Source organism: Streptomyces sp. NEAU-YJ-81 (assembly GCF_017592595.1).
GTDB classification, from domain to species: Bacteria; Actinomycetota; Actinomycetes; order Streptomycetales; family Streptomycetaceae; genus Streptomyces; species Streptomyces hygroscopicus_B.
This window is the reverse complement of sequence record NZ_JAGFNO010000025.1, coordinates 141815-157992: the sequence shown is the minus strand read 5'-3', so window position 1 is coordinate 157992 and position 16178 is coordinate 141815. Positions and strand designations below refer to the sequence as shown.

At 70.8% G+C, this 16178-nt stretch carries 15 protein-coding genes; 6 read left to right on the top strand and 9 right to left on the bottom strand.

Annotated features, from left to right (window positions below):
• Positions 1 to 157: 157 nt before the first annotated feature.
• A complete protein-coding gene (locus J5X86_RS37480; protein WP_208521124.1) occupies positions 158 to 2197 on the bottom strand; it encodes an acetoacetate--CoA ligase in 2040 nt (679 codons plus the stop codon).
• A gap of 209 nt (positions 2198 to 2406) precedes the next feature.
• Here J5X86_RS37480 and J5X86_RS37475 point away from each other — a divergent pair, with 209 nt between their 5' ends.
• On the top strand, positions 2407 to 4845 hold the full coding sequence (locus J5X86_RS37475) for a glycoside hydrolase family 31 protein (RefSeq protein ID WP_208521123.1): 2439 nt from the start codon (positions 2407 to 2409) through the stop codon (positions 4843 to 4845).
• A gap of 39 nt (positions 4846 to 4884) precedes the next feature.
• On the opposite strand, the gene J5X86_RS52150 is transcribed toward J5X86_RS37475, so the two are convergent.
• From J5X86_RS52150 to J5X86_RS37460, 4 genes are all read right to left on the bottom strand, one after another.
• Entirely contained in the window at positions 4885 to 5544 is a 660-nt protein-coding gene (locus J5X86_RS52150; protein ID WP_308124835.1) for a serine hydrolase domain-containing protein, read from the bottom strand.
• Positions 5457 to 6047 (bottom strand): serine hydrolase, encoded by a 591-nt coding sequence (locus tag J5X86_RS52145; protein WP_279595614.1) that lies wholly within the window; start codon positions 6045 to 6047, stop codon positions 5457 to 5459. The genes J5X86_RS52150 and J5X86_RS52145 overlap by 88 nt, the downstream gene beginning before the upstream one ends.
• A gap of 99 nt (positions 6048 to 6146) precedes the next feature.
• Entirely contained in the window at positions 6147 to 6623 is a 477-nt protein-coding gene (locus J5X86_RS37465) for a Clp protease N-terminal domain-containing protein (RefSeq protein ID WP_208521122.1), read from the bottom strand.
• Positions 6610 to 6855 carry a hypothetical protein gene (locus tag J5X86_RS37460; protein ID WP_208521121.1) on the bottom strand — a complete coding sequence of 82 codons (246 nt, stop codon included), beginning with the start codon at positions 6853 to 6855 and terminating at the stop codon, positions 6610 to 6612. Before J5X86_RS37460 ends, J5X86_RS37465 begins: the two co-directional genes overlap by 14 nt.
• Before the next feature lie 120 nt (positions 6856 to 6975).
• On the opposite strand from J5X86_RS37460, the gene J5X86_RS37455 reads away from it, so the two are divergent.
• The gene (locus J5X86_RS37455; protein WP_208521134.1) at positions 6976 to 7776 is read left to right on the top strand and encodes a M15 family metallopeptidase; all 801 of its coding nucleotides are present in this window, start codon (positions 6976 to 6978) and stop codon (positions 7774 to 7776) included.
• A 3-nt stretch (positions 7777 to 7779) separates the two neighbouring features.
• Here J5X86_RS37455 and J5X86_RS37450 read toward each other — a convergent pair whose 3' ends face one another.
• From J5X86_RS37450 to J5X86_RS37435, 4 genes are all read right to left on the bottom strand, one after another.
• Positions 7780 to 8592 carry an ABC transporter permease gene (locus tag J5X86_RS37450; RefSeq protein WP_208521120.1) on the bottom strand — a complete coding sequence of 271 codons (813 nt, stop codon included), beginning with the start codon at positions 8590 to 8592 and terminating at the stop codon, positions 7780 to 7782.
• Between the two features lie 37 nt (positions 8593 to 8629).
• Positions 8630 to 9475 (bottom strand): ABC transporter permease, encoded by an 846-nt coding sequence (locus J5X86_RS37445; protein ID WP_208521119.1) that lies wholly within the window; start codon positions 9473 to 9475, stop codon positions 8630 to 8632.
• 1 nt (position 9476) lies between these two features.
• A complete protein-coding gene (locus tag J5X86_RS37440; protein ID WP_208521118.1) occupies positions 9477 to 10655 on the bottom strand; it encodes an ABC transporter substrate-binding protein in 1179 nt (392 codons plus the stop codon).
• 91 nt (positions 10656 to 10746) lie between these two features.
• A complete protein-coding gene (locus tag J5X86_RS37435; protein ID WP_208521117.1) occupies positions 10747 to 11853 on the bottom strand; it encodes an ABC transporter ATP-binding protein in 1107 nt (368 codons plus the stop codon).
• Positions 11854 to 11980: 127 nt separating this feature from the next.
• Here J5X86_RS37435 and J5X86_RS37430 point away from each other — a divergent pair, with 127 nt between their 5' ends.
• From J5X86_RS37430 to glpK, 4 genes are all read left to right on the top strand, one after another.
• Positions 11981 to 12430, top strand: coding sequence for a Zn-ribbon domain-containing OB-fold protein (locus tag J5X86_RS37430; protein WP_208521116.1), 450 nt, complete (start codon positions 11981 to 11983; stop codon positions 12428 to 12430).
• Positions 12427 to 13617: a lipid-transfer protein gene (locus tag J5X86_RS37425; RefSeq protein ID WP_208521115.1), complete on the top strand. Its 1191-nt coding sequence runs from the start codon at positions 12427 to 12429 to the stop codon at positions 13615 to 13617. The genes J5X86_RS37430 and J5X86_RS37425 overlap by 4 nt, the downstream gene beginning before the upstream one ends.
• 246 nt (positions 13618 to 13863) lie before the next feature.
• Positions 13864 to 14628 carry an MIP/aquaporin family protein gene (locus J5X86_RS37420; protein WP_208521114.1) on the top strand — a complete coding sequence of 255 codons (765 nt, stop codon included), beginning with the start codon at positions 13864 to 13866 and terminating at the stop codon, positions 14626 to 14628.
• Positions 14629 to 14642: 14 nt separating this feature from the next.
• A complete protein-coding gene (gene glpK, locus J5X86_RS37415; protein WP_208521113.1) occupies positions 14643 to 16175 on the top strand; it encodes a glycerol kinase GlpK in 1533 nt (510 codons plus the stop codon).
• Positions 16176 to 16178: the final 3 nt, after the last annotated feature.

Below are 16178 nucleotides of genomic sequence, written 5' to 3'. Positions count from 1 at the left end.
ACGCCGGAGGGGCTGGAGGGTGCGGAGGGTCTGGAGGGGCTGGGGGTCCAGAGGGAGTTGGCGGTCCAGAGGGGCTACGGGGCCGGAGGTCCAGAGGGAGCTGGAGGGTGGGGCTCCGCTCGATCGAAGGTCGGGACTCCCCCGGATATCCGCCCCCTCAAGCCCCAGCCGCGCCCGCCGACGGAGCGGAGCCGCGCTTCTCCTGGGCCAGGCGTTCGTAGTACCGCAGGAGCTCCACGTCGTCCACCGAGCCCGGGTTGACCGCCTTGTCCAGGGAGGTGCCCTGGAGGAGGCGCTTGACCGGGACCTCGATGCGTTTGCCGGTCAGGGTGTGGGGGACGCCGGGGACCTCGATGATCTCGTCCGGGACGTGGCGTGGGGAGAGCTGGGTGCGGATGGTGGTCTTGATGCGGCTCAGGAGTTCCTCGTCCAGTGTGGCGCCGGGGGCGAGGTGGACGAAGAGTGGCATCCAGTAGCCGCCGTCGGGTTGTTCGACGCCGATGACGAGGGATTCGCGGATCTCCGGGAGCCGTTCGACGGCCTCGTAGATGTCGGCGGAGCCCATTCGGACGCCCTGCCGGTTGAGGGTGGAGTCGGAGCGGCCGTGGATGACCACGGTGCCGCGGGAGGTCAGGGTGATCCAGTCGCCGTGGCGCCACGCGCCGGGGAACATCTCGAAGTAGCTGTCGCGGTAGCGGCTGCCGTCGGGGTCGTTCCAGAAGCGGACCGGCATCGACGGCATGGGGCGGGCCACGATGAGCTCGCCGACCTCGTCGACCACTGGTTCGCCCTGTGGGTCCCAGGCCTGGAGGTCGGTGCCGAGGCCGGGGGCCTGCAGCTCGCCGATGTAGACGGGGAGGGTGGGCACGGCGCCCGCGAAGCAGCTGCACACATCGGTGCCGCCGCTGACGGAGGCGATCCACATGTCCTCGGCCACCTCGTCGTGGATCCATCGGAAGCCGTCGGGCGGCAGCGGGGAGCCGGTGGTGGCGACGCATTTGATGCGGGAGAGGTCGAAGTCGCGGCCCGGGTGGACATCGGCCTTGCGGCAGGCCATGACGTACGCGGCGGAGGTGCCGTAGAGCGTGGTCCCGGTGCGCTCGGCGACGCGCCACTGGGCGGCGGTGTCCGGATGGCCGGGGCTGCCGTCGTAGAGGACCACGGTGGCGCCGACGAGCAGCCCGGAGACCAGGAAGTTCCACATCATCCAGCCGGTGGAGGTGTACCAGAAGAAGCGGTCGCCGGGGCCGAGGTCGCAGTGGAGGCCGAGCTGCTTGAGGTGTTCGAGCAGGATGCCGCCCTGGGACTGGACGATCGCCTTGGGCAGGCCGGTGGTGCCGGAGGAGTAGAGCACCCACAGCGGGTGGTCGAAGGGCAGCGGCTCGAAGACCGGCTCCGCCGGCTCGCGCACGACGTCGTCCCAGACCAGCGCGCCCTCGGGGGCGGGGGTGCCCAGCAGCGGGATGTGGACGACGGCGCGCAGGCTGGGCAGCTCGGCGCGGAGCTCGGCCACGGTCTTGGTGCGGTCGTGGGTCTTCCCGCCGTAGCGGTAGCCGTCGATGGTGAAGAGCACCACCGGTTCGACCTGCTGGAAGCGGTCCAGGACGCTGCGGGCGCCGAAGTCGGGGGCGCAGGAGGTCCATACCGCGCCGACGGCGGCGGTGGCCAGGAGGGCGACGGTGGCCTGGGGGATGTTGGGGACGTAGCCGCTGACCCGGTCGCCCGGTCGGACACCGAGGCGGCGCAGCTCGGCGGCGACGGCGCCGACCTGGCCGCGCAGTTCGGCCCAGCTGACCGGGCGCGGGTCATTGGTCTCGTCGACGTGGAGCAGGGCGGGCTCGGCGGCGCGGGCGGGGTCCTCGGCGGCGCGCAGGGCGTGCTCGGCGTAGTTGAGGGTGGCGCCGGGGAACCAGCGGGCGCCGGGCATGGTGGCGTCGGCGAGCACCTGTTCGTACGGGGTGGTGAAGCGCACCTCGAACCATTCGGTGACCGCCTGCCAGAAGGTCTCCAGCTCCTCCACCGACCAGCGGTGCAGCGCGGCGTAGCTCGCGGCCGGGTCGTCCTTGGTGGGCGCGGGCGCGCCGTGACGCTCGGCCGCCCAGGCGTGGAAGGCGGTCAGCCGGGACCGGTCGATCCGGTCCGCGCCGGGCTGCCACAGGGGCTGTGGCCGATGGTCGGAGTGCGCTGCGCTGGTCATGGGTGTCGGCTCCCGGGCTGTCCGCGTCGGATGTGTCCGTGGGTGGTGCATCCGCCTCGTATGCGTCCGGTCAGGACGATGCCATGTGATCGACTCCCACACCAGGGGCGCCACTCCACATCACAGGGCGGGATCATGTGGGAGGACCACAGGTGAACGGCAGTTGAACCATATCTCTGCCGGGCGTCGGCAATGGCAGGCTGATCAGTATGGATGCGCGTGACCTGGTGCGGTCGGAAAAGCTGGTGCGGTCGGTGAAGGTGATCTGCACGGCGCAGGGGCTGCGGTCACTGCGCTCGGCGTGGCGGCGTCGGCGTTCCGACGCGGTCGGGCTGCCCCGCCGGGGCACCGAGCTGGCCCGGGTGCCGGGTGAGGTGGAGGGGGCCGATCCGGAGCCGGGGGGCGGGGTGGTGCGGTTCGCCAGGTCCTCGCTGCGGGTGCGGGTGACCACGGGTGGCGCGGTGTTCTGCGGCTGGGACGGGGCCGAGCCGGAGCCGTCGTACGCGCTGGACGGGCCCTGTCCGGAGGCGGACGAGCGGGCGGAGCTGGAGCCGGACACCGGTGGCGGCTGGCGGGTGGTGTCCGAGCGGGTCACGGTGATGGTGTCGCGGACCGGCACGGTGGAGGTGCGCACCCCGGGCGGGGTGGTGCTGCGGCGGGATCTGCCGCCGCGCTGGTGGGAGCCGGCCGGGGCGCCCGGGCCCGCGGAGCCGGGGGCGGGGGTGGGCGGAGAGGGCGCGCGCTGGCTGCAGCGGTCCGAAGTGGCGGCGGACGCACGGTTCTTCGGGCTCGGCGGACGGGCGTCGGGGCCGCGGCTGCGGGACGGTGTGTACCGGCTGTGGAACACCGATCCGGGCGGCAGCTTCGAGCCGGGGGACGATCCGCTGTATCTCACCATGCCGGTGCAGCTGGTGGTGGCCGACGCGGGCACCCATCTGGTGTTCCACGACAACTCCTGGGACGGCTCGGTCACCCTGAGGGAGGGCGAGGAGGGCGCGGGCTCGGGCCATGACCGGCCCGGCAGCTGCCGGACGCGGATGGAGGGCGGCCCGCTGCGCTACTGGGTGATCGTGGGCACCCCCGCGCGGGTGCTGCACGGCTGGACGGCGCTGACGGGCGCCCCGGCCGTCCCGCCGCGGTGGGCGCTCGGCCATCACCACGCGCGCTGGGGGTTCGGCGACGTGGCGGAGGTCCGGCGGGTGGTGGCGGGCTACCGGGAGCGGGATCTGCCGCTGTCCGCGCTGCACCTGGACATCGACCATTTCGCGGGCCACCAGGTGTTCACGGTGGACGGCGCGCGCTTTCCCGATCTGCCGGGGCTCGCCGCCGAGCTGCTCGAGGACGGGGTGCGGCTGGTGTCGATCGTCGACCCGGCGGTGAAGGCGGAGCCGGGCAACGCGGTGTACGCGAGCGGGGCGGCGGAGGACGTCTTCGTGCGCGACACCCGCGGCCGTGAGGTGCGCGGAGTGGTGTGGCCGGGCGAATCGGTGTTCCCCGACTTCACCGATCCGCGGGTGCGCAAGTGGTGGGGAGGTCTGTACGCGGAGCGGCTGGCGCAGGGCTTCTCCGGGGTGTGGCACGACATGAACGAGCCGGTGTCGTTCGCCGCCTTCGGGGAGACCACCCTGCCGCGCTCGGCCCGGCACGCCCTGGAGGGCCGGGGCGGCGACCACCGCGAGGCGCACAACGTCTACGCGCTGGCGATGGCGCGGGCCGGCTACGAGGGTCTGTGCGAGCTGCGCCCCGACGAGCGACCGTTTCTCTTCTCGCGCTCGGGGTGGGTGGGGCTGCAGCGATACGGGGGCAGTTGGTCCGGCGATGTGGCCACGGGCTGGGCGGGGCTGCGGGCCTCACTGTCGCTGGTGATCGGGCTGGGCCTGTCCGGGGTCCCGTATTCGGGGCCCGACATCGGCGGCTTCACCGGCTTTCCGTCGCCGGAGCTGTATCTGCGCTGGTTCCAGCTGGGCGCGTATCTGCCGCTGTTCCGCACCCATTCGGCGATCTCGGCGGGGCGGCGGGAGCCGTGGGAGTTCGGCTCGGAGGTGCTGGAGCACGCGGCGGCGGCGCTGCGCGAACGGCAGCGGCTGATGCCCTACTTCACAACGCTGGCGCAGCTGGCCGCGCGCACCGGCGCCCCGTATGTCCGCCCCGTATGGTGGCGGACACCCAAGGACCGCGCGCTGCGCGACTGCGAGGACGCCTTTCTGCTGGGCGACGCGCTGCTGGTGGCGCCGGTACTGGAGGAGGGCGCCCGTCGGCGGCCGGTGCGGCTGCCGCGCGGCCGCTGGTACGACACGGTGACCGGCCGGGCGTACGACGGCCCGGGCAAGGTGGTGCTGGACGCCCCGCTGTCGGGCATCCCGGTACTGGCCCGGGCCGGTTCGGTGGTTCCGGTGGCGGGGCCGGACGGCGGGGTGGAGCTGGAGGTATGGACACCGTGCCAGGGCCGTAAGGGCGCGGGGGCGGGCGCGCTGGCCGTGGAGACGGGCGACGGCTGGGAGAAGCCGGAACTGCTGCGATTCGCCACCCGGCTGCGGGACGGCGCGCTGACGATAGAGCGGGAGGGCGGTGGCGAGGTGGGATATCCGGTGCGGATACGGGGTGAGGCACCGCCGGAGGAGGGCAAGCCGCCGCGTCGCACGAGTTGAGGGGGCGCGCGTCGCGGGTCGCCTTGCGGCGGCCGGTGTTCAGGTACCGCTCCGGCCGCAGAACTTCGCCTGGAGTAGATCGGTGAAGACGCCGATGGGGTCGTCCCAACCGCCGCCGCCCCAGTCGCCGTTGACGTTGGCGGTGACCATCTGTTCGCCACCGTGAGCACCGTAGCTGTAGGACCACGATCCGAAGAGCGCACCCCCCATGCCCCAGACGGTTTCCCCGCAGGGCAGTCGCACTGAGGAAACGCCGAGGCCGTAGGCGGCGTTGGAAATCCAGTCGCGGGTGGGCACGGTGGTGAACATGTCGTGTTGCTGGTCCGGTGGCAGTATCCGGCCCCCCAGCAGGGCGCCGAAGAACCGGTTGAGGTCCCCGGCGGTGGAGATCATGCCGCCGGCTGCCCAGAACATGGATGAATCGAGCTCGGTCGCGTCGTGGACCGGCGCGCCGGGGTCGGTCCGGAACAGCTTTGTGTAGTGCCGGGAGTGTGGCCCGTGAATCGTCGGGTCGCTGCCGTGCGGCAGGTATGTGCCTGTCAGACCGAGTGGGCGGCAGATCCGCTCTGTGATCTCCTCGGCAAGCGCGCGGCCGGTGGCCCGTTCGATGATCATGCCTGCGAGGACGTAGTTGGTGTTGGAGTACGCCCAGCCCGAACCCGGTGTGAAGGTGGGCGGATGGGATACGGCGATCCGCACCAGTGACTCGGGGGGGGGTGTGTCTCGGAACGGTTCAGCGCTTCCTGGTCATCGGTGTAGTTCAAGATCCCGCTGGTGTGGTTGAGCAGCATTCTGATGTTCACGCCTGCACCGTCGTGGTGGTGGCCGTGGACCGCACCGGGCAGCCACTGTTCCGCGGTGTCATCCAGGCTCAGCCTGCCTTCGGCCGCCAGCTGCAGCACGACGGTGGCCACGAACGTCTTGCTGATGCTGCCGATACGGAACCGGTCCTGCTGTGAGCGCTCGCGGCCGGTTCGGGTGTCGGCCACTCCTGCGGTCCCGAACCACTGCCGGTCGCCGTCGCGGACCTCAGCAAGAATGCCGGGAAGGCCACCTTGAATCACGGCTTGCTGAAGTAATCGCTGAATCGCCTCGTAGCCCTCGGCTCTTGAGGTCGGCGTGGACTCGGACAGGGCGCCAGTAGTCTTGGCTGATTCGGCGCCCGGTCGGCCGCTGTCTGTATCAGCGGTGTGTTGGTGCATGGGGTTCTCCTTGTCGTATGTGACCCGTAGATGGCCGCCCGGCCCCTCTCCGCAACGTGATGCGTTGGGGGGAATTGGCGGTATCAGCCGTTGCCGTGGTCACTGATCCTGGCTGTTGAGCGTCTGCCGTACGCGGTCCGCCAGTTCGGCCTGATCGATACCGGCCAAGGCGAGAGCGCGCGGCACGGTGCCGATGTGAGCCTGCAGGATCCCGAGCAGCAGATGCGCTGACCCCAGGTCCTTCTTGCGGGCGGAGGCGAAGCTCCGCTCCAGTGCGAGTCTGGCGGACGCACCCAACTTGGGCTGCCGGGAAGCGTGGCTCGGCCTGGGAAGGTCATAGGTGGCCGGAGACACTCCAATCATGCTCAGGCTGTGCTCGAACTCTCGATCCAGTGCCTCGCGGACAGCAGCGTGATCGAGCCCGGCCGAGGCCAGGGCCCGCTGTGCGGTGGACCCCTGATCGGCGGCGAGCGACAACAGGAGATGGTGCGCGTCGATCGTCGCCGACCCGTCCTGGTGGACTTCGTGCGTCGCCCGCACGATGACCGCGTGCAGATACTTGTCAAACGCGCTCATCGCCGCGCCTCCTCAGCTTGACTCCGGCGGCGATGAGCCGCTTGGCGTGCTTCTTGTGGACGGCTTGGCGGGTGACACCGAGCGCCTCGGAGACCTGCGGCCAGCTCCAGCCCGCTCGCATGGCCTGCTCGACGGCGGCGTCCTCCAGTTGATCGGCGAGGCGCCGCAACGCCACGACAGCCGCCAGGCTGTCAGCGGGCTCTTGAGGAAGGGGATTCTTGGCGGCGGACATGCAAGCAACTGTAGTTGACTAATAGGGTTAGTCAACCCGAGTTGCTCACGACGGAGGCAGGGCCGGAGAGTTGTGGCGATGGCTTGTTTCCGGTTCTGGTGGGTGGGATAAGTGATGGGCATGCCAAGACTCGCCGTCGCGCTGCGTGCGCTCGCCCTGCCCGTTGCCGCTCTGCTGGCCGTCGCTCCGTCCGCTCCGGCGCAGGCGAAGCCGGAGCCGAAGGCTCCGAAGGAGTTCGTGGCCCTCAGCGACGTGGATCCGACGATCCTGCAGGAGATCCGCTACTTCACGCCGCACAACTTCACCGGCGATCCGGTGGATGGCTACCGCCGGCCGATGTGCATCCTGACCCGCCCGGCCGCCGTGGCACTGCACCGGGCGCAGCGGCAACTCCTGCGGCGCGGATATACGTTGAAGGTGTACGACTGCTATCGGCCACAGCGCGCGGTGAACGACTTCGTGGAGTGGGCCAAGGACCTCGGCGACCAGCGGATGAAGGGCGAGTTCTATCCGGAGGTCGACAAGACCCGGCTGTTCGAGGACGGCTATATCGCGGAGAAGTCGGGGCACAGCCGGGGCAGCACCATGGACCTGACGATCGTGCGGCTGCCCGCGCTGCCCACCCGGCCCTATGTGCCGGGCGAGAAGCTGGTGCCGTGCTACGCGGCCAAGAAGGACCGCTTCCCGGACAACTCGGTGGACATGGGGACCGGGTACGACTGTTTCGACACGCTCTCGCATACGCTCGATCCGCGGATCAAGGGCGTGCAACGGGCCAACCGGCTGTTGCTCAAGGGCACGTTGGAGAAGCTCGGTTTCGTCAATCTGGCCGAGGAGTGGTGGCACTACACGTACAAGCCGGAGCTGTTCCCGGACACCTACTTCGACTTTCCGGTCTCGCGCCGCTCGCTGACCGGCTGAGCCTCACAGCCGTCCCCCCGCGGTGTCCGAGGACAGCCGCTGGGCGATGTAGACGGGTATCACGGACGCCAGGATGAGGAGTGCGGCGACGACGTTGACGACGGGGGCCTGGTGGGGGCGGGCCAGGTTCTCGTAGATCCAGATGGGCAGGGTGCGGGTGCCGGGCCCGGCGGTGAAGGTCGTGACGACGATCTCGTCGAAGGAGAGCGCGAAGGCCAGCAGCCCGCCCGCGAAGAGCGCCGAGCGCATGGCGGGGAAGGTGACGTACCGGAAGGTCTGCCAGGGGCGCGCCCCGAGGTCCGCGGACGCCTCGGCCAGGGAGGGCGCGATACGGCGCAGCCGGGCGCCGATGTTGTTGAAGACGATGACGACGCAGAAGGTGGCGTGCCCGACGACCACGGTGAACAGGCCGAAGCCGATGCCGATCGGGTCGAGGACGGTGCGGAAGGCGGCGTTGAGGGCGATGCCGCTGACGATGCCGGGCAGCGCGATCGGCAGGACGAGCAGGAAGGACACGGTCCGCCGGCCGAAGAAGCGGTGGCGGTGGACGGCGTACGCGGCCAGGGTGCCGAGCACCAGGGCGATCGCGGTGGCGGCGAGTCCGGCCTTGAGCGAGGTGAGCAGGGCCTGGCGGGCGCCCTCGCTGTGCAGGGCGGCCCGCCACCAGCGGCCGGTGAGGCCGCTGGGCGGCCAGCCGAAGGAGCGGTCGGTGTTGACGGAGTTGAGCAGCACCAGCAGCAGCGGGACGTAGACGATCGCGAGGCCGGCCGCGGTGACACAGCCGAGGACCACGCGGGCGGTGCGTGAGATGCGCATGTGTCCACCTCCTGGGACGACTGAGCGACTGGAGCGACTAGAGCGAGTCGAGGGCGCCCGCACGGCGTACGGCGGCCAGATAGCAGACGATGAGGACCACGGGTACGGCGGAGAGCGCGGCGGCCATCGGCAGATCCAGGGTGACCTGCGAGGCGATGACATTGCCCAGCAACTGGGTCTTGCCGCCGACGATCTGCACGGTGAGGTAGTCGCCCAGGCTGAGCGAGAAGGTGAAGACGGATCCGGCGAGCACGGCGGGGCGTACGGCGGGCAGAACGACGGAGCGCAGGGTGCGCCAGGCGCCGGCGCCGAGGTCGGCGGAGGCTTCCAGCATCCGCTCGGGGAGCCGTTCGAGGGCCGCGTACACCGGCAGGATCATGTAGGGCAGCCAGAGATAGGCGAGCACGATGACGACGGCGGTGGTGCCGTAGCCGGGTCCGTGCAGCCCGAACGGGGCGAGGGCGGCGCCCACCACGCCGTTCTCGCCGAGCATGACCCGCCAGGCATACGCCTTGACCAGATAGCCGGCCCACAGCGGGGTGAGCACGGCGACCAGCAGCGGCCGCCGCCAGCGCCGACCCGCGACCCGCGCCATGAAGAAGGCCATGGGCAGGGCGAGGAGCGCGTCGACGACGGTGACGGCGGCCGCGATGGACAGGGTGCGCAGGGCGATGGTGCGGTAGACGGGGGTGGTCAGCAGCTCGTGGAAGTTGTCGGTGTTCCACGTGCGGACGACATCGGAGGTGAAGGAGTCGGTGGTCCAGAAGGCCGACAGCAGCAGGATGGCGAGCGAGCCCAGATAGGCCAGGGTCAGCCAGAGCAGGGGCGGGGCGAGGAGCGCGGTCAGCCACAGCCGCGAGCCTGGGGTGGGCGCGGCGGGCATCTCAGCCCTTGACCTCCGTCCAGGCCCTGGTCCACTGGGCGTAGTCGGTGCAGTCGGCGTCCTTACGGCCGTCAAGGCACTGTTTGATGGGCGTGGTCCAGAAGTGGACGCGCTGGAAGTACTTCTCGTCGTCCGCGTGGAAGATCGCGCAGTGGTCGGGGGCGGCGGTTTCGGCGCACGCCTTACGGTTGGACGGAGCCTCGCCGAAGTACTCGGCGACCTGGGCGTTGACCTTGGGCGAGACGATCCAGTCGAGCCACTTGTAGGCGCAGTTGGGGTGCTCGGCCTTGGCGGAGACCATCCAGGTGTCGGACCAGCCGGTGGCGCCCTCCTTGGGGAGCACCGCCTTGACCGGGGCCTTCTCGGCCTTGGTGAGGTTGGCGATGACCTGCCAGGTGGCGCCGATGACGCTGTCGCCGCCCTTGAAGGCGGTGATCTCCTTCTGGTAGTCGCTCCAGTACTCCCCCACCGCCTTGTGCTGCTTCTTCAGCAGGGCGACTGCGGCGTCGAGTTGCTTCTGGTCGAGCGCGTAGGGGTTCTTGATGCCGAGCGAGGGCTTGGCGTGCATCAGATAGAGCGCGGCGTCGGCGATGTAGATGGGCGAATCGTAGGCGGTGACATGGCCGTCGTACCGCGCGGCGTCGTCGAAGACGGCGCGCCAGGAGTCGGGGGCCGAGGTGACCTTGTCGGTGCGGTACATGAGGAGGTTGGCGCCCCGGCCGTGCGGAATGCCGTACATCCGGCCGTCCTTGGAGTTGAACGGCTGCTGTTTGAGGGCCGGGAAGATGTCCTTGTAGTTCGGGACCAGCTTGGTGTTGACGGGGGCCGCGTCGCCGGAGGCGATGAGGCGCAGGGTGGCGTCGCCGGAGGCGGAGACCGTGTCGTACTGTCCGGTCTTCATCAGCGAGACCATCTCGTCGGAGGTGCCGGCCGTCTTGGTGTTCACCTGGCAGCCGGTCTTCTTCTCGAACGGGTGGACCCAGTCGACCTTGGGGTCGTTGGAGCCGTCCTCGGCGTAGCCGGCCCAGGCGATGATGTTGACCTTGCCTTCGCCCTTACCGAGCTTGTCGGGTGCGTGGCCGCCCTTGTCGTCGTCGTTTCCGGAGCCGCATCCGGCGGCGGTCAGCAGCGCGCAGATGGCGGCCGCGGACCTCCACGCAGACATCTTCCGTTTCCGCATCCGGTCCTCCTCGTCCCGCTTGGCACTTGAGGCTCGGCCAGTATCAGGCGAGCGGTATGCCCCCGCCAGGGTGCCGTCGGCAATGACAAGGTCAACTCGGTACGGGGAAGGCGTCCCGTTCGTCCCAGGAGAGCCCGATCTCGCCGTCCGGGCGGGCGGATTCGGGGAGCCCGGTGAGGTTCTGGCGGAGCACGGTGAGCCGGTCGCCGTGCGGAAGCACGATGGTGAAGCGGGTGTGCGCCCCGGCGTGCACGATATCGGTGATGCGCCCCGTGACGGTCCGCCGGCCGTCGGCGGACGGTTCGGCAGGCTGCCGGGCGGACGGTTCGGCGGACTGCCGGGCGGACGCTTCGGCGGGGTCGGTGAGCAGGATCCGCTCGGGCCTGATGGAGTAGGTGCCGGGGCGGCCCACGACGCGGACCGCGGCCTCGCCGCGCAGCAGGTTGGTGGTGCCGACGAAGCCCGCGACGAAGGCGGTGGCGGGGCTTTCGTACACCTCGACCGGCGGACCGGTCTGTTCGATGCGGCCGTCGCGGACCACGGCGATGCGGTCGCTCATGGTCAGCGCCTCGTCCTGGTCATGGGTGACCAGGAGGAAGGTGATGCCGGTGGTGCGCTGCAGTTCCTTGAGCTCGGTCTGCATCTCCTGCCGGAGCGCCAGGTCGAGCGCGCCGAGCGGTTCGTCGAGCAGCAGCACGGCGGGCCGGTCGACGAGCGCGCGGGCGAGGGCCACGCGCTGGCGCTGGCCGCCGGAGAGCTCGGCGGGGCGGCGGGAGGCGAAGCCGTCCAGCCGTACGGTGGTCAGCGCCTCGCGGGCGCGGGTGAGCCGCTCGGCCTTGCGGACGCCGCGCACGGTCAGGGCGTAGGCCACGTTCTGCTCGACGCTCATCTGCGGGAAGAGCGCGTAGTCCTGGAAGACGGTGTGCACATCGCGGCGGTTGGGGGGAGTCGCGGTGACGTCGTCTCCGGCGAGTTCGATACGGCCGCCGGTGGGCTGTTCGAACCCCGCGACCAGGCGCAGCAGAGTGGTCTTCCCCGAGCCGGAGGGGCCGAGCAGGGTGAAGAACTCGCCCTCGTGGACGGTGAGGTCGACGGCGTCCACCGCGCGCACCGTGCCGAAGTCCTTGGTGACGGCCTCGAGCCGGACGGCCGTGCCGGTCCGCGTCGTGGCCCGGGCTTGCGTCTCCGTCTCCGCCACCGACCGCTCCCCTCGCCCTTCGGCTGATCAGGACCGTGATCGCGGTCACTGTACCGGGGTTACGCGCGCCGCGGTCCCCGTGCCACACTTCTGACACATCGTCAGTTACCAGGTATCGGGAGGGGCCGTGTCCCCCACGCGTGTGCCCGTGGTCGACGGGTGGTTCAGCTCCGAGGGCGGGGAGTTCCGGCTGCTGGGGACGTGCTGCCGGGGCTGCGGGGCGGTGTATTTCCCGCGGGAGGACGTCTTCTGCCGCGCCCCGGGCTGCGCGGGCACCGAGCTGACGGAGGTGCCGCTGTCCCGGCGCGGCCGGGTGTGGTCCTACACCGACGGCCGCTACCGGCCGCCCGCCCCCTACCCGTCCGGCCCCGACGGCGAGTGGCGGCCGTACACACTGATCGCCGTGGAGCTGGCCGCCGAGCGGATGGTGGTGCTGGGGCAGGGCGCCCCCGGGGTGACCGTGGCCGATCTGGCCGTCGGAATGGAGGTCGAGGTGGTGCCCGGGGTGCTTGGCGAGGAGGGCGGGCGCACCCTCACCACCTGGCACTGGCGGCCCGTCTCCGGGGAGGCGTCATGACCGGTGAGGTGGCGGTGCTCGGCGCCGGGATGCACCCCTGGGGGAAGTGGGGCCGCAGCTTCGTGGAGTACGGCACGAAGGCGGCGCGGGCCGCGCTCGCGGACGCCGGGCTCCAGTGGTCCGCGATCCAGTCCGTGGTGGGTGCCAACACCGTGCGCTGCGGCTATCCCGGGCAGGTCGCGGGCGCGACCTTCGCCCGGGCGCTGGGCTGGCAGGGCGCCCGGGTCACCAGCGTGTACGCGGCCTGTGCGTCCGGCGCGCGGGCCATTGACACCGCCCGCGCCCAGATCCTGTCCGGTATGGCGGAGACCGTTTTGGTGGTGGGCTCCGACGCGGCGCCCAAGGGCTTCTTCGCCCCGGCGGGCGGTGAGCGGCCGGACGATCCGGACTGGCTGCGCTTCCGGGTGCTGGGCGCCACCAACCCCGCCTATTTCGCGCTCTGGGCCCGCCGCCGGATGGCGATGTACGGCGACACGGCCGAGGACTTCGCGCGGGTCAAGGTGAAGAACGCGGCCGCCGGCGCCGCCAATCCGTACGCCCGCTACCGCGCCCCCGTCACCGCCGAGGAGGTCGCCGCGTCCCCGGTGGTCGCCGATCCGCTGCGGCTGCTGGACATCTGCGCGACCTCCGACGGGGCGGCGGCGCTGGTGCTCGGCAGCATGGAGACGGCGCGACGGCTCGGGATGAGCCGCCCGGTACGGATCCGCGCGGTCTCATCCGTCTCCCCCAGCCATCCGCGCACCGCGCTGGATCTGCCGGACATCGCCACCGACTCGGCCCCGCCGGGCTCCCCCGCGTCCGATCCGTTCCGGCCCTCCATCGCCCGGGCGGCGTACGAGGAGGCGGGGCTGGGGCCGGAGGATCTGTCGCTGGCCGAGGTGTACGACCTGTCCACCGCTCTGGAGCTGGAGTGGTACGAGGACCTCGGACTGTGCGGGCCCGGGGAGGGCACGAAGCTGCTGCGCGAGGGGGCGACGGCACTGGGCGGGCGGATTCCGGTCAATCCGAGCGGCGGGCTGGCGTCCTTCGGCGAGGCGGTTCCGGCGCAGGCCATCGCCCAGGTATGCGAGCTGACCCAGCAGTTGCGGGGGCAGGCGGGCGAGCGGCAGGTGGCGGGGGCGAGCGCCGGAATCACCGTGAACCAGGGGCTGTTCGGGCATGGCTCGTCGGTCGTCGCGGTGCGCTGAGCGGTGCCCGAGCGTGCGGCGGTACCAGGGCAACGTCCTTACGGTTGTCACGAACACCGTTGCCGTCCATCACCTTGACGCCCCCTGACCGCCGGTGAACACTGCTGCGGTGTCAGTCGGCGTCGCCGCACGCAGGCTCTTGTGACGTTCACCCCCCATGGGCGATTCCGATGCACCCGCACGCTCGAAACGACCCAGCACGGAGGACCGGGGCCACCCGCCCCGGGCGAGGTCCTAGGAGCCGACATGAGCAATGGGGACATCTTCACCGGTGAGGTCATCGGCACCGCGATACTGATTCTCTTCGGGGCGGGCGTCTGCGCCGCCGTCACGCTGAACCACTCCAAGGCCAAGGGGTCGGGGTGGATCGTCATCGCCTTCGGCTGGGGCTTCGGCGTCATGGCCGGCGCCTACACCGCAGCCCCGCTGTCCGGAGCCCATCTGAATCCGGCGGTGACCGTGGGCGTCGCCGTGGACACCGGCGACTGGGACAAGGTGCCGCTCTACATCCTCGGGCAGCTCATCGGCGCCGTGATCGGCGCGGTGCTGGCCTGGGCGCTGTACTACGCGCAGTTCGCCGCCAACGCGGACGAGAAGAACGCCCTTCCCACGCTCGGGGTCTTCTCCACCGTTCCGGAGATCCGGAATCCGGTGGCCAACCTCGTCACCGAGATCATCGCGACGGCCGCGCTGGTGCTGCCGCTGCTCGCGTTCGGCAAGGTCGACGGCATCGGGATCGGCCCGGTCGCCGACGGCGGCGGCACCGTGGTCCTCGGCTCGGGCATCTCCGTCCTGCTCGTCGCCTTCCTGGTGGTCGGCATCGGCCTCTCCCTGGGCGGGCCCACCGGCTATGCCATCAACCCGGCGCGCGACCTCGGGCCACGCCTCGCCCACGCCCTGCTGCCCATCCCCAACAAGGGGACCTCGGACTGGGGTTATGCCTGGGTCCCGGTGGTGGGCCCGCTGATCGGGGCCGTGCTGGCGGGTCTCGTCTTCAACGCAGCCTTCTGACCGAAGGAGACGCCATGCCGCATCCGACGGACACCTACGTCGCGGCGATCGACCAGGGCACCACCTCCAGCCGCTGCATCATCTTCGACCACGACGGCGCCATCGTCGCCGTCGACCAGCGCGAGCACCGCCAGATCTTTCCCAAACCCGGCTGGGTCGAGCACGACGCCACCGAGATCTGGGCCAAGGTGCAGGCCGTGGTGGCCGGTGCGCTGGCCAAGGCGGGGCTGCGGGCCGACCAGCTCACCGCGCTCGGCATCACCAACCAGCGCGAGACGACGGTCCTGTGGGACCGCCGCACCGGCAAACCGGTGCACAACGCGATCGTCTGGCAGGACACCCGCACCTCCGGCCTGTGCGACGAACTCGGCGGCGAGGTGGGACAGGACCGCTTCCGGGACACCACCGGACTGCCGCTCGCCAGCTACTTCTCCGGGCCCAAGGCCGCCTGGCTGCTGGAACACGTCCCCGGGCTGCGCCACCGTGCCGAGCTGGGCGAGATCGCCTTCGGCACCATCGACTCCTGGCTGATCTGGAACCTCACCGGCGGCACCGACGGCGGAGTGCATGTCACCGATGTGACCAACGCCGGACGCACGCTGCTGATGGATCTGCGGACCCTCCAGTGGGACACCTCGATCCTGGCCGCCATGGGCCTGCCCGAGGCGATGCTCCCGGAGATCCGCTCCTCCGCCGAGGTGTACGGCACGGCGGTCGGGCAACTGGCCGGTGTGCCGGTGGCCTCCGCGCTCGGCGATCAGCAGGCCGCCGTCTTCGGTCAGACCTGCTACGGCGTCGGCGAGGCCAAGAACACCTATGGCACCGGCAGCTTCCTGCTGCTGAACACCGGTGACCGCCCGGTGCCGTCCAAGAGCGGGCTGCTGACCACGATGGGCTACCAACTCGGCGGTGAGCGGCCCGTCTACTGCCTGGAGGGTTCGATCGCGATCACCGGCGCGCTGGTGCAGTGGTTCCGCGATCAGCTGGGCATCATCCGCTCCGCCGACGAGATCGAGCCGCTCGCCGCGAGCGTGGACGACAACGGCGGGGCGTATATCGTCCCGGCCTTCTCGGGTCTGTTCGCCCCGTACTGGCGCTCGGACGCCCGTGGCGTGATCACCGGCCTCACCCGCTATGTCACCAAGGCGCATCTGGCCCGTGCCGTCCTGGAGTCGACCAGCTGGCAGACGCGTGAGGTGGTCGACGCGATGTACCAGGACTCCGGGGTGCGGATCAGCTCGCTCAAGGTCGACGGCGGAATGACCGCGAACGGCCTGCTGATGCAGCATCAGGCCGATGTGCTGGGCGTCCCGGTGATCCGTCCGGTGGTTGCCGAGACCACCTGCCTGGGCGCGGCGTACGCGGCGGGGCTCGCCACCGGCGCCTGGCAGGACCTCGACGAGCTGCGGGCCCACTGGAAGCGGGACACCGAGTGGACCCCGGGGATGTCCGAGGAGGAGAGGACGCGCGAATACGGCAACTGGCGCATGGCGGTGGAGCGCAGCTTCGGCTGGCACAAGGAAGGGCAGCGGGCCGAGGGCTCCTGAGCC